The sequence below is a fragment of the Echinicola pacifica DSM 19836 genome (genome assembly GCF_000373245.1).
GTDB lineage: Bacteria > Bacteroidota > Bacteroidia > Cytophagales > Cyclobacteriaceae > Echinicola > Echinicola pacifica.
The window spans coordinates 102137-127050 of record NZ_KB890760.1; the positions used below are offsets into that span (position 1 = coordinate 102137).

The window sequence follows — 24914 nt, forward strand, 5'->3', positions numbered from 1 at the left end:
TGGCAGTATCAATCATGGCAGGTTTTTTACTTGTCGGAACCTTAATCAAATTATGAAAGAAATTAATCATTTGACACCACGACAAATCGTCCAGGAGCTGGACAAATATATCATTGGTCAGAGGGATGCTAAGCGCAATGTGGCCATTGCATTGAGAAACCGGATTCGTAGGATGATGGTGAAATCTGACCTTCAGAAGGATATTGTGCCTAATAATATACTGATGATCGGTTCCACGGGAGTGGGGAAGACGGAGATAGCTCGTCGTCTGGCCAAGGTGGCACATGCACCTTTTACCAAGGTGGAAGCATCAAAATTCACCGAAGTAGGATATGTGGGTAGAGATGTGGAGAGCATGGTGCGGGATCTGGTGGAGCAATCCATAAACCTCGTAAAAGAATCCAAAAACGAGGAGGTAAAGGAAAAAGCCGCCGAAAATGTCGAGGATATACTATTGGATATCTTGATTCCACCGGTTAAGACAGCAGGCTTCAGTACCGCCAGAACGAGCAGCTCCAACGGGGAGTTTGATCCGGATAAGGCCAGTGAGCAAGAGCTTAATGAAAAGACCCGGGAGCGATTCCGTGACAAGCTTCGTAATGGCGAACTGGAAGATCGCAAGGTGGAAATCAACGTGAAGCAGTCCAATTCTATGGGAGTAGGAATGATCGGCAATGGAATGATGGATGATGCCAGCATCGCAGGATTGCAGGATATGCTCAGCGGAATGATGCCTAAGAAGAGTAAAAAAAGAAAGGTGACCATCGAGGAAGCACGAAAAATACTCATGGAAGAAGAAACTTCCAAGTTGGTGGATTTTGATGAGGTGAAGGAAGAGGCGATTTTTCTGGCCGAGAATAATGGAATTATCTTTATAGATGAGGTGGACAAAATCGCCAAAAGCGGCAAGAATGGCAGCGGTCCTGATGTAAGCCGTGAAGGGGTGCAGCGGGATCTATTACCTATCGTGGAGGGAAGTGCCGTGAACACCAAGTATGGCATGGTCCATACTGATCACGTGCTATTTATCGCAGCGGGTGCCTTCCATGTGAGCAAGCCTTCAGATCTTATTCCTGAATTGCAGGGTCGTTTTCCGATTAGAGTCGAGCTGGATAGCCTGACCCAGGAGGATTTTGTGCGCATCCTTCGGGAACCTAAAAATGCCCTCACTAAACAATATCAGGCCCTTTTTGAAGCTGAAGAGGTGTACCTGGAATATACAGACGACTCCATAGAGGAGATCGCCAGAATTGCCTTTAAGATCAATGAAGAGGTCGAAAATATCGGGGCTAGAAGACTCCACACTGTAATGAGTCATCTGCTCAACGATTTCCTCTTTGACGTGCCTGATACTATTCAGGCCAATGCCAAGATTATGATTACGAAAGAGATGGTCCTTGAACGCCTAAGTTCACTGATCCAAAACAGGGATCTTTCCCAATATATTCTTTAATAAAAAAGGAGGCGCTAAGCCTCCTTTTTTATTCCCCCTGGCAAAACACCCATTAAGAAAAGACGGCGCTAAAGGAACGCTCCGCCAAATCTTCAAGAAAAACTTTTTAGTATTTACAATTGATTCCTAATTTGCGTGACACCAATAGGATCCCACTTAGGACTATCCAAACTATTTTATGAAGCAACTTATCATCATTACCGGATGCAGCAAAGGCCTGGGAAGGGCGCTGATGGAGAAGTATATACGAACCCCTGAGACGCAGGTGATTGGGATTTCTCGTTCAGCGCTAGAGGAAGGGCCTTCGTTTAGACATGTTCAGCTTGATTTGGAGCATTTACCGGCCTTAGAGAAGGCCATGGAGGAAATTTTCCCCAGGGCCAAGGTGGATAAGGTGGTGCTGATAAATAATGCCGGATGGATCGGTGAGATAGCACCGATAGGAAGCTTAACATCCGCCGGTTTGCAAAGCATATTTACAGTCAATGTGATCGCACCCGCTCTACTGATGAATGAGTTTGTACGAAAATATGATGCTGCTGATACCCAAAAGCTAGTCGTCAATATTTCCTCTGGTGCAGCAGACAAGTCAGTAGATGGATGGGCAGAATATAGCAGCACAAAAGCCGCTCTCAACCGACTAACACTCACCGCTCAATATGAAAGTGAGCATAAGGAATTGGGGATTACCTATTACGCGGTGTCTCCAGGGATCGTGGACACACCCATGCAGGAGGATATCCGCCAAGCGAAACCTGAAAACTTCAGTAGTTTACGGAAGTTTAAAGGCTTCAAAGAGAACCAGGAATTGAGTTCTCCTGCTGAGGCCGCAGAGAAGATTATGCATCTCATTCAGCATCCTGAGCAGTTTGATGGGGTCTTGCAGGATATTAGGGATTTCTCCCTTTAGTGATTTACTTTTTTGGGGTGATCGACAAACCATACTTTGGAATTTTCGGCGTCTATTTCCGACCACTTGCTGGTGTCAAAGGAAAAGGCAAACTGCCCAGCGGTAGGGAGGTCTTTAATTTTCCCACCTAAGCGAATGATAAGGTCATTGAGCCCGGGATTATGGCCAATGAGCAGGACAGTATTAAGTGTGTCCGGGAGCCTTGTAAGCACCTTTAGCATTTCATTTTCACTGGTATGATATAGATCCTTTCGAATTAGAATCTCTTCTTTGGGGAAATCAAGTCTCTCGGCCGTGATGTATGCGGTGGCCTTTGCGCGGACGGCAGTGGATGATATTATTAAGTCGGCAATTACCTCTCTTTCCTTCAATCGATGAGCCATTTGGGGTGCGTCCCTGTGGCCTCGGTCATTTAGCGGGCGCTCATGATCATCCAATAATGGGTCTTCCCAAGAGGATTTTGCATGACGAATAAGTATTAATTTTTTCATAATCAAAAGATACAAAGAATAAGTTTGTTTTTTAGGTGATATTTTATAGTTTGTTGGTTCATTTTACCACTAACAATAATTATTATGCTTACCGGAATAGTCAAATTTTACAATGAAGCAAAGGGCTTCGGTTTTATCGTCGATGATGAATCTCAGGATGATATATTTATGCATGCTACAGGCCTGGTCGATAAGGTCATGCAAAACGACAAGGTTTCCTTTGAAGTAAAGGAAGGCAAAAATGGACTTAATGCCATTAATGTTAAGAAAGTCTGATGGCCTAGCCATCAGGGAAGATGAAACGATGAAAATTCGTCACTATTAAGAAAAGGGGCTGTATCGCCAGGGATTTCTTCTGCTCCTCCATTACCAATGTCTCAATATTATTTGGTGACTTGGGTAGGTGGAGGACAAGTTGGTATGGGTTTAGAATAACAACTGGTGGCAGGGGGATTTAGGAGATACAGCCTCTTTATTTTTAGGTAAGGAAGAAATAAAGAAGGGCTACGCTCAGTACGATCAGCATGCGCTTTGCTTTATCTTTTATGGTTTTGTCGAGTTTGCGCACCCTCAATACCAGCACCACCATGCTCAGAGCGGTTAGCTGTGCTAAGATTCCAAAGCCCTTGAGAAAGAATACTTTTTCTCTTGGGATGCTCGGAAGCAGTAGCGAAATAATGGGTATTAGGCAAAGTACTATCCCGATGAGGCCCGTGAAAAAGGCCTTTTGCAATAAGTCATTAGGATTTTTGTCCATCCAGCTCATAAAATCCTTACTTTTTGATTTGTTCTTTCCTGCTAGTAAAATAAGCTTCAATTTCTGATCGACTGAGGACATTGAAGGTCATTTCTTTATTTAGGCCTCCTTTTCTTCCTACCAATAGCCCATACTTCATATGGAAATACCCATCTTTCTCATGAGCATCAGGGTTGATGGATAGCTTGACACCTTTTTCCAAGGCGTAATGCACCCATCGCCAGTCGAGATCGAGTCTCCATGGGTTGGCATTGATTTCTATGACCACATTATTTTCTGCACAGGCATCGATCACCGCTTGGTGATTGATCGGATACCCTTCCCTGCGAAGCAGTAGCCGTCCCGTTGGATGACCCAAAATAGTTGTATAGGGGTTCTGGATGGCTTTGATAAGTCTAGCTGTCGCTTTCTTTTGGTCCATGCTGAGGCTGCTATGAATGGACGAAACGATAAAGTCAAAGCTTGCGAGTACCTCCTCAGGATAATCGAGGCTGCCATCATTTAGGATGTCACTTTCTATTCCGCTGAAAATCTTAAATGGAGCAAGCTCCTCATTCAATTGTCTGATTTCAGCTTGCTGCGCCTTCACCTTGTCGATGTCGAGCCCGCCAGCATAAGTAGCGGTTTGACTGTGATCGGATATGCCGAGGTATTCGTAGCCTTGCTCCTTGCAGAACTCCGCCATCTCACGGAGGCTATGCTTGCCATCACTATAGGTGGAGTGATTGTGAAGGATACCTTTCAGATCCGCTTCCTCGACTAGCGTTGGAAGTTTGTTTTCTTTGGCCAGCTCAATCTCAAATTGACCCTCTCGTAATTCTGGGGCGATGTATTGCAGGCCTGCCTTGGCGTATGCTTCTTCCTGAGAAGCGAACTTCTCGGAAAGGAAGAATTCACCTAAGCTTTGATGGTTTTCGATTGGGCTGAGCAAATGCGCTCGTGTGGCCGTTCGTAGTAGTTGTTCTAAAATAAATTTGTCCGGAGGACAAGTATAAATAACCAGTTTCAGCTCCAAGTCGGATAGAGTACCCCGCCAGGTGAAAGGACTGGAGGTTTTCTGATCCCAGGAGATCAGGTCCATGTTCTTAAGGGACTGTATAGCTGTGGAAGGCTGGTCGGTGCTGAAGATCACTTCTATCAAATCTATGATTTCTAGGGATCTCGCATAGTCACCGGTAAGGGCAATATTGGCTTTCCCAAAGCGGTCATTCAGGACATCCATAAGTGCGTTCACTGCTGGCTCTGCTTGCGCATAGTGCCACTTCCCTTGGTTGGAAGCGATATACTCCATGGCCTGGATGATGCTCTCCTGTGTTTTCTGACCAAAACCTTTAAGTTTTGCCACTTCGCCAGACTGGCAGGCTTCGAGAAGCTCGTGTGTGGAGGTGATATTAAGCTCCTTCCACAGTACTTTTATTTTTTTTGGGCCGAGCCCTTTTATCTGCAAGACCTCTAATAGTCCCTGGGGAGTTTCGGTGAGGAGCTCTTCCAGATAGGCATGAGTGCCGGATTCGTTTAGCTGGCAGATTACTTCGGCAATGCTTTTGCCGATTCCTCCGATATTTTGCAATTCTTCCTTGCTTAGGTTTTCAAGAGGGACGCTCGATTGATCGATAGAGTAGATGGCAGAAGTATAGCTTCTAATTTTGAAAGCGTTGACTTCATGCAGCTCCATTAGCTGAGAAGTGAGCTTGAGTATTTTGGTGATTTTTTTATTGTCCAAAGCTGAATGTCGGTTTGGGATTGTCTTATGGACAAATGTCCGCAATTATTGTTTTAAAATAAAATCCTATGAGCTATCTTAAGATATAATCAAGCAGCTGATATGAAATTATTGAATATTAAAATTTTGTGCTTTGGATTTTTTGTGTTGATGATAGCTCATGGAGCGTTTGCTCAGGTGGAGTTTATGCAGCGGGTGGAGGTGCTTTCAGAATGGGACGATCATGATTTCATTGTCCTGCCTCAGCAGGATGGCACTATTTCCTTCCGGACCAAGGCGGGGAAGGGCTTTAGCTTGGAGCAGAAATTACAATACTTTGTCACGGACCTGGACCTTCAGGCGGAATCCATGTATGAGGTGCCGGTCAAGGATTATTTTCAGCTGACAGGATTTGATTTGGAGGATAGCTATTTATATACACTCTTTCAGAAGGGTGAATCCTATGCCAATGATCGGATCATCTATGAGGTCAATCTGCTGACTCATGAGGTGAGAGAGGTGGTGATCGAAAACGTCCTGGATATGGAGCTTCAGGAATTTCTGATCATGGACAAGAAGGCTATATTGATGGGGATGATGGATTACCGGCCAGCAATACAGGTTTTTGATACAGAGACGAAAGAGGTATTTACCGTCCAGGGTGTATATGCTAATGAGGTGAATATTTTGCAGCTCAGCAAAAAGCCAGAATTGGAGGTTTTCGAGGTGCTGGTGACCAAGAAGAACAGGTTTAAAGAAAGAAGTCTCTCCGTGATGACCTTTGATACCGATGGCAATATGCTCCGGGAGGTGAAAGTGGCTCCTGAAGATAGGCCTGAGCTGGAGATTACAGACGGAGTGATCAGCCCTGCAGACAATTATAATCAGGTGCTGATAGGGCCTTATGGCTTGAGAAAGAGGGATCCCGATCGAGGGATTTATTTTACTAGAATCAATGAGTTTGGGGAGTATTCCAATCGCTTTTATACCTTGGCTGATTTTGATAATTTTTATAATTTCCTACCGGAAAAGCAAAGAGCCAAGAAGGAAAAGTCACTTGAAAAGGCAATAGAAAAGGATAAGGACCTGGTAATAACCAATACGCTAACGACTCGAGAGGTGCTGGCTGGTCCGGATTATTTTTTGGTATATAATGATTATTATCTGACCAGCTCGGGGAGGTACTCGCCGAGAGATTTGCTATATGCCAATGATTTCTATCGATATGCTCCAATGAGCATGCGTAATCGGGTGATGCCGGGCGGGTATCCCTGGTATTTCCCTGGAGGAAGGGCGAGCAGTTCCTATGAATACAAGTATATGGCAGCGCAGTTTTTGATGTTGGACGCTGAGGGCAATATGATCTGGGACAATTCCATCAGCCTGGACGATGTGACATTAGGCAGTCCGGGCAAATTTGGGGAGGTTAGTTTCGATGGGAATCATCTGTATTATTTATACCTGGAGGACTCTCACCTAAAGATGAGCCATTTGCAGGGGGGCGAAGTTGATTTTATTAATATGGATGTGCCCATTAACCTGCCGAATGGTGAGGAGCGAATTAAGGAAACACAGGAAGAAAGCTTGACATTAAGTTGGTGGTATAGAGATTATTTTTTGCTTTCTGGCAAGCAGAAAGTTCGCTATATCAATAAGGATAATAGGGAGGAAATCCGCGAGGTTTACTTTCTAACCAAAATAAGGGCGGATGCTTCTTTGATTCCTAAGGAGGAAGAAGAAGATGAAAAGAAAGAGTAGCAGCCAGTCTTCGGATAAGAAAGCAGATAAACCTGCGGACGGAACTTCCCACAAACAATTTATTTCTATATTTGTGCACAAATTACAATTATGCAAAAACGACTTGTTCTAGATAAAAAGCAAATTTCCATAATTTTGGATCGGTTTTGTTATCAGTTGATAGAGAATCATGACAATTTCGAGAATACGGTATTGCTGGGCTTGCAGCCTCGTGGTATTATGGTTCTGGATATGTTGGTGGAGAGACTGGAGCAGATCAGTGGGGTGAAGGTGCCTTCAGGATACCTGGATGCCACTTTTCACAGGGATGATTTTAGACGAAGGAACAATCCGCTAAAAGCAAATGAAACCAAGATCAACTTTTTGATAGAGAATCAAAAGGTGGTACTGGTGGATGATGTGCTCTTCAAAGGGCGCTCGGTAAGGGCGGCCATGGATGCAATGATTGCTTTTGGAAGACCCAAAAAAGTGGAATTGATGGTCTTGATTGACCGTAAATATACAAGAGATTACCCGATCAAACCGGATTATTTTGGCCGTCAGGTCAATACCTTAGAGAGCCAATATGTAAGTGTGGAGTGGGCTGCCAAGGGGTTTGACGAAAACGCAATTTGGATCACGGAAGAAAAAGAAGTTAAAAGCTAAGGATGCAACAGCTAAGTACCAAACATTTATTGGGTATCAAAGGGCTCACTGAGCAGGATATTCAGCTAATTTTCGAAACAGCGGACAACTTTAAAGAGGTTATCAATCGGCCGATCAAGAAGGTGCCTTCGCTAAGGGACATCACGATTGCCAATATCTTTTTCGAAAACTCCACTCGGACACGCTTATCATTTGAGTTGGCAGAAAAACGACTTTCGGCAGATGTCATCAATTTCTCCTCCAGCAATAGCTCTGTCAAGAAAGGGGAAACGCTGGTGGACACCGTAAACAATATTCTGTCCATGAAAGTGGATATGGTGGTGATGCGGCATAGCAGTCCTGGAGCACCTAATTTCCTTGCAAAAAATATAAATGCCAATATCGTAAATGCGGGAGACGGCACCCACGAGCATCCTACCCAAGCCTTATTGGATGCCTTCTCGATTCGCGAAAAACTCGGTGATGTGGCAGGGAAGAAAGTAGCCATTATTGGTGATATCCTTCATAGTCGCGTGGCCCTTTCTAATATCTTTTGCCTGCAGAAGCTCGGCGCAGAAGTGATGGTATGCGGTCCCGCTACCTTACTGCCCAAGTATATCTCTAGCCTCGGGGTGAAAGTAGAATATGATGTCAAAAAAGCCCTGCAATGGTGTGATGTGGCCAACGTACTACGAATCCAGCTGGAGCGACAACAGATAAAGTATTTCCCCTCACTGAGAGAATATAGCCTGTATTATGGCGTGGATAAGAAACTGCTGGATCAGCTCGATAAGGAGATCGTGATCATGCACCCCGGCCCGATCAATAGGGGCGTGGAACTGAATTCGGATGTCGCTGATAGTGAGCATTCCATTATACTAAATCAAGTGGAAAATGGGGTGGCAGTTAGAATGGCCGTTTTATACCTCCTTGCAGCAGTCAAATAATCACCAGTATAGCTATTGAAATTTAAAAAGTCACCTCCAATTATCTATTGAAAGAGGTGACTTTTTGGTGTTTGGATACCACTTATCATATTCATGTGGGGAACCATTTTAAGTTAAACAACTGTTTGTAAAAAATAATTGTAAATTGCTTTTTCGAAAATTGAGCCAAAAATTATGATCTATAACTCTATAATAGAAACCATTGGAAACACTCCTCTTGTCCGCCTAAACAAGCTAAATAAGGGAATCAAGGGGGATATTTTGGTCAAGGTAGAATATTTCAATCCTGGAAATTCTGTCAAAGACAGGATGGCCATTAAGATGGTAGAGGATGCTGAAAAGGAGGGCTTACTGAAGCCTGGAGGGACGATTATAGAAGGTACCAGCGGTAATACCGGGATGGGACTCGCCCTAGCGGCCATCGCAAAGGGCTATAAATGCATTTTTACCATGGCTGATAAGCAGTCCAAGGAGAAAATTGACGTGCTCAAAGCCGTGGGGGCAGAGGTGATCGTGTGTCCCACCAATGTGAGCCCGGACGATCCCCGATCGTATTATTCAGTTGCCAGAAAGCTTAATGAAGATATTCCAAATTCGTTTTATCCCAACCAATATGATAATCAATCTAACTGGAAGGCGCATTATGAAACGACAGGTCCCGAGATCTGGAAGGATACCGAGGGCAAAATCACCCATTTTGCAGCTGGCGTAGGGACTGGCGGGACCATGAGTGGCACCGCAAAATACCTTAAAGAGCAAAATTCGGAGGTGGTATCGGTAGGGATCGATACCTATGGATCCGTATTTAAAAAGTATAAAGAGACGGGCGAATTTGATGAGGATGAGGTTTATCCTTACCTCACTGAGGGGATTGGTGAGGATATCCTGCCTGCCAATGTCGATTTTTCTGTAATTGATGAATTCATCAAAGTCACCGATAAGGATTCGGCAGTAATGACCCGCAGACTTTCCCGCGAGGAGGGTTTGTTTGTCGGTTGGTCCTGCGGATCGGCAGTGCATGGGGCTCTGGAATATGCTCGCCAGCATCTCCGAGAAGGTGATGTGATGGTGATTTTACTTCCGGATCATGGTACCCGCTATTTAGGTAAGGTATATAATGATGACTGGATGAAGAACCATGGCTTCCTGGAGGACTCTTCCTTTGGCACCGCCAGAGACATTATAAGCGCTCGTCAGGGCGGCTACCAGCTGGTGGTGGCCCAAAAAGGTCAATCCGTCAAGTCCGCCATTGAACAGATGAATGAAAAATCCGTCTCTCAGATTCCTGTGGTCGAAGAGGGACAGGTGGTAGGAAGCATAACCGATACCAAATTACTCAGCAAAATCATCTCTAATCCAGAGCTTAAGGATGCTAAAGTAGAAGAGGTGATGGAGGATTCCATGAAATTTGTGGCCCTGGATAGCACCCTAGACGTGCTCTCTTCCATGGTGGATAAGGAAAAGGCGGTGTTGGTCCGTGATGACCTTCATCAGATTCATATCATCACCAAGCACGATATTTTAGAAGCAATTACCAATTCATAATATTTATAACACTTAGTACTCATTGAGGCAAGCATTGCGAAATGTTTGCCTCTTTTTAAGACCATATATGAACAGAATACGGCTGACAAAGCTGATGGAGCAAAGCTATGATTTTAATGTCAAGGAAGTTTTGCTCACTGCTTGGGACTTGTTTAAGAGACAGCCCCTCTATTCGGTAGGATATACCGGGTTTATTATATCATTAGAATTATTGTTTTTGGTGTACCTAAAAGAATATGCTTTATTATTTAGTATTTTTCTAGCAGGGCCATTGTTTGCGGGCTTTTTAATAGCTGCTAACAAAATAAAACAGGATGAAGATGTAAATTATCAGGATTTCTTTAAAGGGTTTCAATACTATATTCCCGTCATCCTAATATGGCTTATCAGTCAGATTTTGGTGGCCTTTGGCTTACTATTATTGGTGATTCCTGGAGTGTACCTGATGGTAGGGTATTCGATGGGGCTGATGATGCATATCTTTGCAGGATTGGATTTTTGGGACTCTATGGAGTATAGCCGCCGACTGGTGACCGTGAGATGGTGGAAGTTCTTCGTATTGATCCTTATTCTTATTGGCATAAACCTCCTGGGCGCACTTCTGATTCTTGGGATTTTTGTGACCCTTCCTGTCACCATGTATGCCCTCTATGTGGTTTTTGAGATGATTACCCATAAGGTATTGACAGAGGATTAATTCCGAATTATTCAGTAAAAGGATTTGCTAAGAATCTGACTGGAACCAATCCAATTGTGGCGTTTTAGTAGCCTCGGGCTTGTAGTTATAATGGGCTTATTTTAGGTTTTATTTTGCTGTCGCAAAGTGATTCCTGGAATAAGCCTCTTCATTTATCAGTTCTATTGCCTTGAGGCAATATTCTGCCTAGTTGTAGAGTTAAAGCTATGATTTAGCGACCCAGGAGATTATGTATTGCCTGAGGCGTTTTAGATATATAATAGGGTCTCTACTATTGAACTCGGGTAAGAAGGGTTTTGTACCCGCTGCGAGGCTAGTAGTTTTGGCTTAAAGGTGCCAGTTTAGGTTAGGAGGAGGGTGTTGATCGAGGGTGTAATTTGGCTGGTATTGTTTTTGTAAAAAAGTTTGTGGAAATTCAGATCATTGTGAAAAAGAAGGAAAATACACATAAGGCTCGGAAAAAGGTAATTATTGGCTTTTTATTGGCCATTTTTTTGGTGCTCAGCGTCAGCGGAATTACGTATTTCAGTATCAATAAACTGCTCAATACAGTGGAGACACTTTCTGAGCCCAGTGATCGGATGCACCAGCTAAATGCCCTGCTAGCGGATGTTTATCAATTGGATAAGGTCAAGGGCAATTTTGAAACTAGGAATGATACCACCGTCACAGAGAATTACCTGGATCATATCGAAAAAAGGTTGAATTACCTCGAGCAATACGCCAATGATACAGTGGAGCAAAACCATCTCAAGCAGATCAATTATAATATCAATGAGTTAGTAGTCGTTTATAATGGTCTGCGGGAGGTGAAGCAAAACTTGCTCAATAGGAACTTTAGCCGTGAAGCACTGAAGAACCTCGAGACAAAAATAAAGCGGCAGGAAGAAATCAACCGCCTCCAAAACCTTGGGAGAATACGGTTTGATCATAAAATACGAAGAACCAATCGTGGTGAAGAGGATGGGGCCAATAGGAAGGGTGGCCAAGGGGAAGAATATAGAAACGGTAGCTTGATGACTTCCGCCGAGATGGAGAACCTAAAGGATATGTTTAAGCAATTTCGCCCAAAGCAATCCTCTGACACTCTTAGTACCACTCCGATCAACGCTTCGGATTCTATCCTATACACGGTGAAGCAATTTTTGATTGATATCAACTACCAGGAGCAACACCTAAGGTCCAGCCTTGCCGAACTCGAAAAGGAACTGAATGCCAAAAACAGGGCTTTGATCGAGGATACGCAGACGGTTATTTCCAGCCTTCAATATGATGCCTTGGCGGAAGTGAAGCAGAAAAACGACTCCTTATACGACCTTGCTTTTGATGTGTCTGTACTCCTTGGAGTCTTGATTTTTATTGGAATTATTGGTTCTTCTGCCTTCATCTACTCCATTCTGGTCGAGATCAATAAGGATGAAAATTACCGCTACGAGTTGGAGAAAGCAAAGGAGAAGTCTGATAAACTGGCCAGGGCCAAGCAGAACTTCTTGGCAAATATGAGCCATGAGATTCGTAATCCTCTTCATGCCATCCAAGGATATAATGATGCCATTCGCAAGACCTCAATGTCCAAAGACCAGACGGACTATGTCAATATGGTGGGTTTTGCAGCGGATACCCTTTCGGGAATTGTAAATGATATTCTCGATCTAAGCAAGCTGGAAGCAGGTAAAATCACCATAGAAAAAGAACCCTTTGATCCAGAGAAGTTGTTTATGGCGATCAAAAATTCCTTTGAGCTGAAAGCGAAAGAAAAACAACTTAATTTCATCTGGGATATTGATCTTCCTAAAGATAAATGGCTGTCTGGGGATGAGCTTAGAATACGACAAATTCTAAATAACCTAGTCAGTAATGCGCTCAAATTTACTGAAGAGGGCTTCGTTCGAGTGAATATTAATTACCAAAAGAACTACCTTAATGTCTCTGTGGAGGATACCGGGATTGGTATGACGGAGGAGTTTAAGGAAAATATTTTTAAGGAGTTTAACCAGGGAGATGATTCCATCAACCGGAAATACGGGGGCACTGGCCTAGGTCTGGCAATTGTAAAAAGGATGCTGGACTTGCAGAAAGGAAAAATAGAACTGCTTAGCACCTTAGGACATGGAACCACTTTTAAAATTAAAATACCAGTTGATCTAGTCGCGCCGGCCGTATTGGAAAATCAGCCAGTGGATAATTATTACAGCCTTGATGGGCTGAATGTATTACTGGTGGACGACGATCCTGTAGGCCTTAAGTTTGCCAAACTGCTCCTGGAGAGTAATGGTGCCAAGGTATATCATTATTTGGGCGGTACGCAGTTTAGAGATCAGTTCAAAGAGGTCGATCTGGACCTGGCATTATTGGATATCCAGATGCCGGATGTGACTGGATATGATGCCCTGCGCATCATCCGATCAAATAACAAATATGCAGGCTTACCTGCGATGGCGATCACTGCTAATGTCTTTGCCAAGGAAAAAGATAAGCTTTCCGATGCTGGTTTTGATTCTATCGTGCTGAAACCTTTTAAGGAGGCAGATCTTTTGACTAAGATCGGGGAGGCGCTGAATCTCGAAGCTAAGACTATTAGGGTCTCTGAGATCGCAGAGTCTGTGCCCAGCCAAACCGCAGAAATCACCACTCATGGCTATTCGGTGGAAGATATAAAGAAATTCTGCATGGATGACACCGATATGATGCATGAGGTGCTGATTGATTTTTGCTCCACGACCAGTGCGGATTTGGTGTTGCTGGATCAGTATGCGCATGAGGAGAAATGGGATAAGGTCCTAGCTATAGCTCATCAGCTGGGGTCTCGGCTGGGTCAAATGAAGATCAAGAGTGCGACCATGGCGCGTGGCTTGGAATACGACCTGAAAGAGGGAAATACCAGCCATGCATCCACCATGGTAGATCAGATAAAAGTGGAGACCCTGCAAGTCATAGATCAGATTCTCACGGACTTTAATCTCCTTTCAAAAGTCCTTTAGCAAACAATACCTTGGCTGTCCCGGGATGGTCGATTTTTCTTGTTTTCAGATATAGACACAAAAAAAATACTGCGGAGCAATTCCCGCAGTATTTTATGTTTTTTATAGGAGAGTGAGTTTATTCTATCCCGTACTTTTCGATTTTATTATATAAGGTCTTCCGATCTATATTCAGGATTTTTGCAGCCTTGGATTTGTTATGCTTTACCTCCGAAAGCGTCTTGATGATCATCGCTTTCTCCTGGACCTCAAATGAGGACTTGAGGTCATTGGTGCTGCTGTTTTGCGCACTGCTATTCTCTGGGAGCATGAGGTCCACTGGCAAGGCTTCCCTTTGGATATACTCTTCGGTGGTCAGTAGCACGGCTCTTTTGATGATGTTTTTAAGCTCCCGAAGGTTTCCCGGCCAGCTATAGGTCTTGAATATTTCCTTTACCTCCTCGCTAAATCCTAGGATGTCTTTGCCCAGAGAAGCATTGGCATGCTGGAGGAAGATATCTGCATAGTGAAAGAGGTCCGTTCCCCGCTCTCTCAATGGGGTGGATTTAAGGCTAAATTCATTCAGTCTATGATATAAATCCTCTCTAAATTCCCCCGTTTTGGCGACATTTGAGAGGTCTTCATTGGTGGCGACTATGATTCTAACATCCACAGGGATGTCCTTGGTGCCGCCTATTTTTTTGATTTTACGCTCTTGAATGGCCCTGAGGAGCTTGATTTGGACCTCATAGCTCAGGTTTCCGATCTCATCCAGGAAAATTGTCCCGCCATTAGCCATTTCGAAGTGACCTGTCTTATTTTCTAATGCTCCGGTAAAAGCCCCCTTGACATGTCCAAAGAGTTCACTTCCGGCAAGCTCCTTTGAGAGGGCTCCACAGTCAATGGCGACAAAAGGACCTTTGGCTCGACTGGATTTTTGATGGATTCTTTTGGAGATAAACTCCTTTCCAGTTCCACTTTCTCCGAGGACCACCACACTCATTTCTGTGGGAGCCACGAGGGATATATATTGTTCTAGTTGTAAGGATTCAGGACTTTTGCCCACCACATATTCGCTGGTTTCCTGCATCTGCTTGCGCGGGGTGGAGGAGGCAGAAGAAGTGCTGCTGCTGTTTTCACTGTTGGAGGCCGCATTCATAGGCCGCTGAGCAGGGCTTTTTAGTGCTTCTTTTACCGTGGCGAGCAGTTCATCAGGATTTACGGGCTTCGTGATATATTCTATTGCACCCAGTTTCATGGAACGAACAGCAGTACGTATATCAGAATAGTTGGTGATTAGGATGACGCGGGTATTGCTGGATCTATCCACCACCCTCTCCAATACTTCCATCCCGGTACCATCAGGAAGACGGTAATCTGTAATCACTAAATCATATTCTACTTTTTCCATTAATAGAAAAGCCTCAGCAATCTTGGCAGTTTTATCCACCTCATAACTGTGTTTTTCCAGGAAATTCTTTATGATCTTCGAATAGGTTAGATCATCCTCTATAAGAAGTATCTTTGCGTTTGCCATAGGGATATTTTAATAAGGGTACCTCAAAGCCGAAACTGTGCCATTTTTTGACTTACCGATGCTGATGATTGGTTTTATGCCGTAATGTACTAGTTCACTGGTGATAACTTTAGGGTAAAATAAAAACGTTGGTGTTACTCCCTGCTAAAATAACTATTATTTTTGTAAGCTTAACACAATAAAATACGTGAATTTTGCAAATTCGATTATAGTTGCTTATACGTTTTGATTATTGCAGTTTGAATGATCTAAAGTGATTTTGGTTTTTAGTACCGAGATTTGTTTAATTTTACCTCGTAGAACAAAATAACTTTCCTCCTTACTTTTTAGCCAATAGACCCTCATTGTCCCCTGGAAGTTGGGTTCTATCTTTAATTCTTATAATAGAACAATTGATTTCGCCCCGTAAGGAAGCTTATTTTTAGCCAGCCACCAGGCTCTCATTCCTGGGATTAATAAAGTACAAGAAATAGGAGGGAGGGGAAAGTAAAGATTTTAGCTTGATGACCGATGCAGGTCATATTCACTTTTCAGTAGGATGCCCATTTATAAAAATGTTTTTCATGATCGCTTAATATTGCCATGGCGAATAGATTTAATTGATCGCTTCGATTCTGAAGACAATACGCTATTCATGAAAGCAAATGGACGGCGAGTAGAATAAATTTGCTGCGAAGCAGCAGTCAATAATGTGGAAAAGTAATGGTAAGTATCCTTAAGCCCGGCGGATAGAAGGGGCAGTTGCCTATAAATCATAGCGGCTGACCTGGGATTTGGAGGCCTATTGATCGAAGGTCAGAGCCATTTAGGGCAAGGCCATTTCTGTAGGGATATTATTATAATAAGGAATTAACTTTCCCTCGCTGGAGAATTTAGCTCGAATGATAAAATTTTCCTCATCCTCAAAAGTGAGATCATAAACAGTGTCCTGATTTTGAGTGACCTCATTGGCTTCCACCAATTCTAATTGTGAAAAAACCTCATTGGAAGAGATAGCGTTAATGATGGGTTTTGGAAGGGTGGTTTTTTCAACGGGTCTGGTAATGACGACGGCGTTGACGGCGGTGGCGTGACTGGCCTTATTAGTTGGCGAAATTTCGCTATTGGGGGATGAACAAGCTATAAGAGCTGCCAACGCAAGGAAAGATATATAGATGCGGATTTTCATGGCAATTGGGATTTGGTGATAAGATTAATGTCGAGTGATACTCTGTCAATAAGTCTGGTGACCAGAAAGAATACTAAAACTAGACCAAATGCTTAATATGGCTTCTAAAGGCCTGAGTGGCAGTTGGAAGGTGATAAACTGTTAATTTTCTGAGGCAATATTCCACAGGTTGTGGATAGTTGGAAGGTGTTGGTATTCAGGTGGATGTGAGTAATTATTTCTAAGATACACTTTTTTGTTAGAAAACCGGATTTTATTATATTTGGTTAATTAATTAAATCTGTAACTCTTTGCTTGCAAAAATTCCCCTGGGCACGTGCGCTCAGGGGATAATTTTTGAGTAGTTTTGCATGGATATAAAGGATCCTAGACAGACTTTTCCTATATGCAAGCACATTCACCCATAGGTATTTTCGATAGCGGAATCGGAGGGCTCACCGTTGCCAGAGCCATCAAAAATCAATTGCCAAATGAGCAATTAATATATTTTGGGGATACTGCTCACCTGCCTTATGGAGACAAGAGTACCGCCTCTATCCAGGCCTATGCCGTCAAAATAGCTGATGTGCTGCTAAAAGCTGACTGCAAAATCATAGTGATCGCCTGTAATTCCGCTTCCACTGCAGCCTATGAGCTAGTCAAAGCTTATGTGGCTAGCCGAGCCGTGGTTTTTGATGTGATAGAGCCTGTCGTAAAATATGTCGATGAGGCCTTTCAGAACAAGAAAGTGGGCTTGATCGGTACCAAGCAGACGGTAAACTCGGGTGTGTATCGTCAGAAGATTGAAGCATTGAATAGATCAGGGAAGTTTTCTGCCTTAGCCACGCCTTTACTGGCCCCGATGGTGGAGGAGGGATTTCATAATAATCAAATCAGCCAGGCAATTATTGAGACTTACCTGGAAGCGGAGGAACTGCAGGGGATAGAGGCCTTGATTTTGGGTTGCACCCATTATCCTTTGATCAAGCCACAGATCGATCAGTATTATAAGGAATCGGTAGAGATTATAGACAGTTCCGAATTACTGGCCAAGGCGGTCAGGGAATATTTGGAGAGTGCAGCCTTATTAAATACGGGGGAGAAGGGAAAAGATCGCTTTTTGGTATCGGATTATACCGCCTCTTTTGAGCATACCACCAATTTATTTTTTGGTAAGGAGGTAAGCTTAGAGAAATACCCGCTATGGGAATAGGCCTCTGCTACGTTGAATTCAGGAATGAAGGAGTAATCCGCTGGAGTTTTTAAGGGGTATAGGTATAAAAGTGTTTCTTTTTACCCAATTGGTTTTGAATGCTTTGCCCGCAAAATCTCAGGTGCTGGGGACCTACTTTGGATTTTTATTTTTAATTGAAAAAGCTGCTAATACGCATTATATAAGGTTTTTAGAGGTTTTTTCGGCTTACAATTTTGTGAGGCGGGTAAAATTTTAGGCTTTACGGAATTTTTATAGCGTGAATCCAGTTATTAAAGCTCCCATTGGTTTGGGATAAAGTTATAAAAAAGGTTTAACTTTGTGGCTTAATTTACTACTTGCTAATACCCGATGAGTGAACAAATAAAACACGAATGCGGTATCGCCATGATAAGGCTCCGCAAACCACTTCAATACTATATTGATAAATATGGTACACCTCTGTATGCTGCCAATCGTCTATACGTTCTGATGCAAAAGCAGATCAACAGAGGACAGGATGGAGCCGGTATTGCCAATATTAAAATCAATAGTAAACCAGGTACCCGTTATATAAGCAGGTACCGTTCGGTGGATCCCCAAGCTGTAAATTTTATTTTCAATAAAGTAGCCAAGAAGTATAAAAAGGCTAAAAAAGGCGGTGGAGATGATGGCATGAACGATGCCGAATGGATTAAGGATAATATTGCTTTCTCTGGTGAAGTATGGCTGGGACACCTCAGATATGGTACTCACGGGGAAAATAGCATAGAAACTTGTCACCCTTTTCTCCGTCAGAATAACTGGAGAAGCCGTAACCTAGTGATGGCCGGCAACTTCAATATGACCAATGTGGAGGAGCTTTTCAGTAAGCTGGTAGAGCTAGGGCAGCATCCTAAAGAGAAAACCGATACTGTAACCGTAATGGAGAAAATCGGTCATTTTGTGGATGAGGAAAATCAAAGGATTTTTGACAAATATAAAGACGAATATAGTAATCATGAGATCACAGAGGTAATCGAAAGAGAACTGGACGTGGCTAGAATACTAAGACGTTCCTGCAGAGATTTTGACGGTGGATATACCATGGCCGGCATCATAGGAAATGGAGCTAGTTTTGTGGTAAGAGATCCTTCTGGAATTCGCCCCGCTTACTACTACGCAGACGATGAGATCGTAGTAGTGGCTTCCGAAAAGCCTGCAATTAAATCAGCTTTCAATATTGATTATAACTCCATCAAGGAGATCAACCCAGGACACGCTTTGATCATAAATAAGGATGGATCTTTTGGGGAGCATGAAATTCTTCCTGCTTTAGAAAAGAAATCCTGCTCCTTTGAGCGTATTTATTTTTCCCGAGGAACAGATCCTGATATTTATAGAGAGCGAAAGAAATTAGGAAAGGCTTTAATCCCCCAAATCCTCAAAGCCATTGATTTTGATCTTAAAAACACGGTGTTTTCTTACATCCCCAATACTGCGGAAACCGCATTTTTGGGCTTGATCGAAGGCTTGGAGGATTATCTTAGTGCCAAGAGAAGAGAGATTCTGCTCGAAGGTAAGCCTCATCTGGAGAATATTGAGGACCTGCTGAACTTCCGGCCTCGTGTCGAGAAGCTGGTAAATAAGGATGTGAAACTGCGGACTTTTATCACCAATGATAATGACCGCGACGTCATGGTGGCCAACGTTTATGATACGACTTACGAGGTGATCAAGTCGGGAGTGGATACCATCGTGGTGCTGGATGACAGCATTGTAAGGGGAACTACCCTGGAGAAAAGTATATTGACCACTCTGGATAAGCTAAATCCTAAACGAATAATCGTGGTGTCTTCTGCTCCGCAGATCAGGTACCCGGATTGTTATGGGATTGATATGTCTAAGATGAAGGAGTTTGTTGCTTTTAGGGCTGCTTTAGCCTTGATAGAGGAGAGCGGTCAGCAGTATATCCTGGATGAGGTGTATGAGAAATGTGTAGCTTCCCCTGATTCTCGAGAGAATTTCGTGAAGGATGTTTACAGTAAATTCGAACCTCAGGAAATTTCAGATAAAATCGCCCAAATCATCACTTCCCAGCAGGTGAATGCAGAGGTAAAGGTAATCTATCAGACGGTAGAAAACCTGAACAAAGCTTGTCCTGAGCATCTGGGAGACTGGTACTTTACCGGTGATTTCCCAACTCCTGGAGGGATGAGAGTAGTGAATAAGTCCTTTGTCAACTTCATGGAGGGCAAAGTGATCCGAGCATATTAAGGATATTAATTCTATATTTTATAAAAGGCCATTTTTACAATGGCCTTTTTGTATTTTAGCAGTCATTGGTTTTTTTACCCTAAAATTTTAATAAAGATGAGTACTAATATTTCTCTGTTAAAAAGAGTTTGTGAGGTCGCTGGTGCCCCGGGATTTGAAAAGCGAATCAGGGACCTGGTCATAGAGGAAGTGACCCCACTAGTGGACGAGGTGAAGGTGGATAATCTGGGCAATGTCATTGCCATCAAAAAAGGAAGTAACAATCCTGAAAATAAAAGGGTAATGGTCGCAGCCCATATGGATGAGATAGGCTTTATCGTGACACATATAGATGATAATGGATTTTTGAGATTTCATACCCTGGGAGGATTTGACCCCAAAACCCTGACTGCGCAGCGAGTAATCGTACATGGCAAAAAGGACCTGGTAGGTGTAATGGGCAGTAAGCCCATCCACGTGATGAGCCCTGAGGAAAGAACAAAGCTTCCTAAAACCACGGATTACTTCATCGACCTGGGAATGAGCAAGGAAGAGGTAGAGCAATATATTCAGATAGGTGATCCTGTGACTAGAGATCGTGAATTGGTGGAGATGGGCGACTGTGTCAACTGCAAATCTATCGATAATCGGGTGGCCGTATATATCCTTTTGGAAGCCCTAAAGGAGCTGAAAAACCCTCCTTATGATGTTTATGCGACCTTTACGGTACAGGAAGAAGTGGGATTGCGTGGGGCAAATGTGGCAGCACACTCCATCAATCCTGATTTTGGGATTGCTTTGGATACCACCATTGCCTTTGACGTGCCTGGAGCCTCTCCACATGAGAAGATCACCGAACTTGGCAAGGGAACTGCCATTAAGGTGATGGATGCGATGACTATTTGTGATTATAGAATGGTGGCTTTCATGAAGGAAACCGCCGCTGGAAAGAATATCAAATGGCAGCCGGAAATCCTGACTGCCGGAGGTACCGATACTGCTGGTGTACAGCGTATGGGTAAGCAGGGAGCGATAGCCGGAGCCATCTCCATTCCTACCCGCCATCTCCATCAAGTGATCGAAATGGCGCATAAAGAGGATATCGCTGCTAGCATTGCCCTACTTAATGCCTGCTTAGAAAATATAGATCAATACGATTGGAAGCATTGAGGAAGAAGTTCCTTTAAGTAATAGGCTATTCCCCTGTTGCAGGAGGAGGATAGGCTGTTTCAGAAGTTCATAATAGGTGTGAGGATCTCTTTTGTCCGAGATATAATGCCTTACTGGCTTTTGAGACAGCTTTGTTTTTTTTAGGGTCGAATGATATTGCGTCTATTCAAGGCCTGAATTGACCTAAGCCTTTACCTTTTTTTTGGGCACCTTCTTCATTAGATACTTATAAAATTCTAGGTACTGGGTGTGCTCATGATTACTGATAGTACAGGAGTTTTTGTCTTCGAAAACCAAGGTAAGTTGTCTGAATTCTTTCTTATTGGTAATCACGATATCCTCCTGCCAGGCCAATATATTCATTAGGGGGTATTTGCGATGATACCCACGTAATGGGAGACGTAGGGTGATGCTGTCTTTTTCGGCTGTGATGAAGCGATATCCTGCCATCATTTTCACTAGGATCAAAAGGATAACGACAGTAAGTAAGACGGCGCTAAAAAGATAGAAAATCAAACCAAAAGATCGTGTTGAGCTGAAATCGTGCAGGATATAGCTCAGACCTGCAATGAGTATGGTGACGACAATTCCTAAAGAAATATAAGTGGCACGTTTTGGTTTACAATGAATCATAGTTTTTTGATAATTCTTCTACTTTGCTTTTGGAAAAAGCAATCAAGTCGGGAAAAAACAAGTCGAAATAATGCTTTAGTTCGGCCTCATTTTCCTGCAAAAACAGATGCGCTGTTTCCATCTTTGAGTCAAAAGTAGTGTGTTTAGAGATGCCAGTCAAGGAAGCCTTCATTCCTGGAATGGTGCCATACTGTACCAGCCAATTGTCAGTCTTCATATAATGAAACATGTACAAAAAGTTTTGAGGCAGCAGTTCCGCATTTTGATCCACGGTATCGTACACCCATTGGGCATATTCCTCAATCGATCGATGGTCATAATCTGCCCAATATTTACTTAAGAAATAATCAAAATAAACATCGGTGATCACAAGAGAATAACGCTGGTAGGTGGGTTTGAGTAGTTTTTGGGCTTCCTTTACCTGAAGGTGTGAGTCCGTAAATTTGTCGATAGCCCGATGCAATCGGATACCCACAACGATGTTTTTTTCATAATGCTCCTTCAAAGGGCCACGGACAAAATCCCCAATTAGATTGCCCAAAAGTACCTTTGGCTGGTCAAATGATAAATATGCGTGCGCTAAAAAGTTCAAAGTAGGGTGCCTGTTAGTTTAGGAATAAGACTGATTCGTTACATTTGCTTAATAGATTAAAAATAGCCATTGATGTCGAAAATACAGGAGGAATTAGAAAATACTTTAAAACTTTTAAAGATCGAGTGGAAGGAAGAGCTAGAGCAATATCGAGCAAAAACGCTCGGGGCATCCATCACAGATAAAATCAAAGATGGCATCTGTTGGTATCCTGTGCAGATCACCAAAACCCGTGTGGGAATGGGGGAAAGGCTGATCATCCATCTCGAAAAATCTCCGAGTACTCAATCTCATAGTTTTCAGTCAGGCAAATCCGTCGCTCTATTTAGCAATGCCTCGGAAGGAAAACAGCTGCGAGCAGGAGCGGTCATCAACTCCGTAAAAAAGAATACGATGGTGCTGACCCTTACAGGAAGGGAATGGCCGGACTGGCTTCATGATGGGAAGCTAGGCCTTGACTTACAGTTTGACGAGGCTAGTTATAAGGAAATGCAATGGGCAATGGAGTCTGTGATCAAGGCCCATGAAGGCAGGCTTGGGCAGCTTAAGGAGATCCTGCTAGGGGCTGTTCCGGCAGCTATTAGCGAGGATACCAAAGCTATTGATGTCCAGCCTACTCTCAATGAGAGTCAGGAGGCAGCGGTGGCCTTGGTGGCACAGGCGCAGGATATAGCGGTGATTCATGGTCCTCCGGGCACTGGGAAGACCACCACCCTCGTGGAGGCTATTCAGCACACTTGCAAGCGTACCCATCAGGTGCTGGTCTGCGCACCTAGCAATGCGGCGGTAGATTTGTTGGTGGAGAAACTAGCTTCCTCAGGGTTAAATGCCCTCCGTCTTGGGCATCCGGCGCGGGTGGATGATCAGATTCTTGAGCTCACTCTGGATGCCAGGATAAGCCGGCATAGCAGCTTTAAGGACCTCAAGAGGCTTCGGCGCTCCGTGGATGAATTTAGAAAACAGGGAAGGAAGTTTAAAAGGAATTTTGGCGCAGCCGAAAGAGCCCAGCGAAAGGAGCTTTTGGCAGAGGCTACTCATGCCAAAGAAGCGGCTCAGCAGCTGGAAGAGTATATTATATATGATATCTTCCAGCAGACTCAGGTGATCGCTACCACCTTGGTGGGGGCGGCACATTCCAGCATCAAGGGGATGAGCTTCCCGGTGGTTTTTATTGATGAAGCAGCCCAGGGGCTCGAGCCTGCCACATGGATACCGATCCTTAAATCCCATAAGGTGGTGATGGCAGGAGACCATTGCCAGCTTCCTCCAACCATCAAAAGCTATGAGGCCGCCAGGGCGGGACTGAGTGAAACACTCTTCGAAAAGGTCATTAAGAGAAATCCTAAAAACAGCCAGATGCTTAGCCTGCAGTATCGCATGCCCCAATTGATAATGGAGTTTCCTGCCAATCGATTTTATAAGGGCCAGTTAAAAGCGTCTCCCTCGGCACTGCTTCATCAGCTCCAGCCCGAAGAGCCAGTAATGGAATATATCGACACTGCCGGCAGCGGTTTTTCAGAGCATCTCGAAAAAGACTCCCTAAGCAAGCTTAATACGGAAGAAGCCAAGCTTTGCCTCAAAATCCTCAGCAATCTGATCGACAGACTAGGCCTGGACCAAGTCAAAGAGCAGGGCTATAGTATTGGGATCATCTCACCCTATAAGGCGCAGGTGAGGAAAATAAACGAATTGATTGATGAGGAGGAAGAGTTTAAGTCGCTGAGGTCGCTGGAAGATCAAACGACCATTGGCTCCATCGATGGATTTCAGGGGCAGGAGCGGGATATAGTGGTGTTGAGCTTGGTGAGATCAAATGAGACGGGGGAGATTGGTTTTTTGGGAGACTATAGGAGGATGAATGTAGCCCTTACCCGGGCCAAAAGAAAGCTCATTGTGGTGGGCGATAGTGCGACGCTATCCACGGATACTTTCTACCAAGAATTTCTGGATTTTGTGACGGATAAGGGCTTGTATAAGAGCGTTTATGAGTTTATGGACTTTTAAGGCTCCTGCTGTTCCCGCTGGAGGTAGACCAGGTTGAGATAAGATAAAACGCCTCCAAATGCCTGCGCGGCATCTTCTTGTTCTTTATCCAGCTTTTTGCCGGTGAGACGACATAGTAATAAGCCATAAATACCATTGAGGCAGAGCTGTATTTCATGCCCCATATCTCTGCCCTCCGCTGCGAGGATAGAATTGATGATATGAGGTTTGGCCTGATGGTAAAGGGCAAAGTACTCCTTGTCTTCTTTCAGGAGCTGCCAGTGAATAGCCGCCAGTTGATCCACGATATCCTGCGTGGCAGAGAGGTGACCTTGCTCCTGAAGGTTTTCTTGCTGCATCGTCTTGGCTAAGGCCTCAAACCACTGATAAATAGCTGCTTTTTCGGCCTCATCCACAGGGTAATGAGAGATGACATATTGCTTAACTTCCTCCATATTAAACTGGTATGAGCGGAGGAGATCTTCCATTTGGTACATATAAATAATGTACTCTCCGATATTTTCTTTTTTCTTCTTGTCGGCTAGTTTTTGCATCTTTCTATCGGTTTAAAAGGCCAAAGA

21 protein-coding genes are annotated in these 24914 nt (G+C 43.7%); 13 read left to right on the plus strand and 8 right to left on the minus strand.

Going from position 1 to position 24914, the window contains the following annotated elements:
• Positions 1-52: 52 nt before the first annotated feature.
• Positions 53-1453: an ATP-dependent protease ATPase subunit HslU gene (gene hslU / locus B050_RS0121705; protein ID WP_018476068.1), complete on the plus strand. Its 1401-nt coding sequence runs from the start codon at positions 53-55 to the stop codon at positions 1451-1453.
• A 178-nt stretch (positions 1454-1631) separates the two neighbouring features.
• On the plus strand, positions 1632-2363 hold the full coding sequence (locus B050_RS0121710) for an SDR family NAD(P)-dependent oxidoreductase (RefSeq protein WP_018476069.1): 732 nt from the start codon (positions 1632-1634) through the stop codon (positions 2361-2363).
• Here the strand turns inward: B050_RS0121710 and B050_RS0121715 are convergent.
• Positions 2360-2854, minus strand: a complete 495-nt coding sequence (locus tag B050_RS0121715; protein WP_018476070.1) for a SixA phosphatase family protein — start codon at positions 2852-2854, stop codon at positions 2360-2362. The two genes, B050_RS0121710 and B050_RS0121715, sit on opposite strands and share 4 nt — an antisense overlap.
• Positions 2855-2938: 84 nt before the next feature.
• On the opposite strand from B050_RS0121715, the gene B050_RS0121720 reads away from it, so the two are divergent.
• The gene (locus B050_RS0121720) at positions 2939-3130 is read left to right on the plus strand and encodes a cold-shock protein (protein ID WP_018476071.1); all 192 of its coding nucleotides are present in this window, start codon (positions 2939-2941) and stop codon (positions 3128-3130) included.
• A 202-nt stretch (positions 3131-3332) separates the two neighbouring features.
• On the opposite strand, the gene B050_RS0121725 is transcribed toward B050_RS0121720, so the two are convergent.
• Together B050_RS0121725 and B050_RS0121730 are read right to left on the minus strand one after the other, a co-directional pair.
• Complete coding sequence (locus B050_RS0121725; protein WP_018476072.1) at positions 3333-3620, minus strand: hypothetical protein; 288 nt, start codon at positions 3618-3620, stop codon at positions 3333-3335.
• 7 nt (positions 3621-3627) lie between these two features.
• Positions 3628-5334 (minus strand): PHP domain-containing protein, encoded by a 1707-nt coding sequence (locus B050_RS0121730; protein ID WP_018476073.1) that lies wholly within the window; start codon positions 5332-5334, stop codon positions 3628-3630.
• 102 nt (positions 5335-5436) lie between these two features.
• On the opposite strand from B050_RS0121730, the gene B050_RS0121735 reads away from it, so the two are divergent.
• The 6 genes from B050_RS0121735 (at position 5437) to B050_RS0121760 (ending at position 13865) form a co-directional block, all read left to right on the plus strand.
• Positions 5437-7071 carry a hypothetical protein gene (locus B050_RS0121735; RefSeq protein WP_018476074.1) on the plus strand — a complete coding sequence of 545 codons (1635 nt, stop codon included), beginning with the start codon at positions 5437-5439 and terminating at the stop codon, positions 7069-7071.
• A 90-nt stretch (positions 7072-7161) separates the two neighbouring features.
• Positions 7162-7716 (plus strand): bifunctional pyr operon transcriptional regulator/uracil phosphoribosyltransferase PyrR, encoded by a 555-nt coding sequence (gene pyrR / locus B050_RS0121740; protein ID WP_018476075.1) that lies wholly within the window; start codon positions 7162-7164, stop codon positions 7714-7716.
• Positions 7717-7718: 2 nt separating this feature from the next.
• The gene (locus B050_RS0121745) at positions 7719-8642 is read left to right on the plus strand and encodes an aspartate carbamoyltransferase catalytic subunit (RefSeq protein ID WP_018476076.1); all 924 of its coding nucleotides are present in this window, start codon (positions 7719-7721) and stop codon (positions 8640-8642) included.
• 174 nt (positions 8643-8816) lie between these two features.
• Entirely contained in the window at positions 8817-10187 is a 1371-nt protein-coding gene (locus B050_RS0121750) for a cystathionine beta-synthase (protein ID WP_018476077.1), read from the plus strand.
• A 67-nt stretch (positions 10188-10254) separates the two neighbouring features.
• Positions 10255-10884: a DUF975 family protein gene (locus tag B050_RS0121755; protein WP_018476078.1), complete on the plus strand. Its 630-nt coding sequence runs from the start codon at positions 10255-10257 to the stop codon at positions 10882-10884.
• Positions 10885-11309: 425 nt separating this feature from the next.
• Positions 11310-13865 (plus strand): ATP-binding protein, encoded by a 2556-nt coding sequence (locus B050_RS0121760; RefSeq protein WP_044203238.1) that lies wholly within the window; start codon positions 11310-11312, stop codon positions 13863-13865.
• A gap of 118 nt (positions 13866-13983) precedes the next feature.
• On the opposite strand, the gene B050_RS0121765 is transcribed toward B050_RS0121760, so the two are convergent.
• The gene (locus tag B050_RS0121765) at positions 13984-15381 is read right to left on the minus strand and encodes a sigma-54-dependent transcriptional regulator (RefSeq protein WP_018476080.1); all 1398 of its coding nucleotides are present in this window, start codon (positions 15379-15381) and stop codon (positions 13984-13986) included.
• Positions 15382-16186: 805 nt separating this feature from the next.
• On the minus strand, positions 16187-16549 hold the full coding sequence (locus tag B050_RS0121770) for a hypothetical protein (protein ID WP_018476081.1): 363 nt from the start codon (positions 16547-16549) through the stop codon (positions 16187-16189).
• 385 nt (positions 16550-16934) lie between these two features.
• Here B050_RS0121770 and murI point away from each other — a divergent pair, with 385 nt between their 5' ends.
• The 3 genes from murI to B050_RS0121790 all read left to right on the plus strand — a co-directional run bounded on the left by murI (position 16935) and on the right by B050_RS0121790 (position 21125).
• Positions 16935-17741, plus strand: a complete 807-nt coding sequence (gene murI / locus B050_RS0121775) for a glutamate racemase (protein ID WP_018476082.1) — start codon at positions 16935-16937, stop codon at positions 17739-17741.
• Between the two features lie 351 nt (positions 17742-18092).
• A complete protein-coding gene (locus B050_RS0121785) occupies positions 18093-19976 on the plus strand; it encodes an amidophosphoribosyltransferase (protein ID WP_026236089.1) in 1884 nt (627 codons plus the stop codon).
• Between the two features lie 96 nt (positions 19977-20072).
• The gene (locus tag B050_RS0121790) at positions 20073-21125 is read left to right on the plus strand and encodes a M42 family metallopeptidase (protein WP_018476085.1); all 1053 of its coding nucleotides are present in this window, start codon (positions 20073-20075) and stop codon (positions 21123-21125) included.
• A gap of 183 nt (positions 21126-21308) precedes the next feature.
• On the opposite strand, the gene B050_RS0121795 is transcribed toward B050_RS0121790, so the two are convergent.
• Entirely contained in the window at positions 21309-21758 is a 450-nt protein-coding gene (locus B050_RS0121795; RefSeq protein WP_018476086.1) for a hypothetical protein, read from the minus strand.
• Positions 21745-22350 (minus strand): acyl carrier protein phosphodiesterase, encoded by a 606-nt coding sequence (locus B050_RS0121800; RefSeq protein ID WP_018476087.1) that lies wholly within the window; start codon positions 22348-22350, stop codon positions 21745-21747. Before B050_RS0121800 ends, B050_RS0121795 begins: the two co-directional genes overlap by 14 nt.
• 72 nt (positions 22351-22422) lie before the next feature.
• Between B050_RS0121800 and B050_RS0121805 the strand changes: the two genes are divergently transcribed.
• Positions 22423-24354 carry an AAA domain-containing protein gene (locus B050_RS0121805; RefSeq protein WP_018476088.1) on the plus strand — a complete coding sequence of 644 codons (1932 nt, stop codon included), beginning with the start codon at positions 22423-22425 and terminating at the stop codon, positions 24352-24354.
• On the opposite strand, the gene B050_RS0121810 is transcribed toward B050_RS0121805, so the two are convergent.
• Entirely contained in the window at positions 24351-24887 is a 537-nt protein-coding gene (locus tag B050_RS0121810) for a DUF4924 family protein (protein ID WP_018476089.1), read from the minus strand. The two genes, B050_RS0121805 and B050_RS0121810, sit on opposite strands and share 4 nt — an antisense overlap.
• Positions 24888-24914 lie beyond the last annotated feature (27 nt).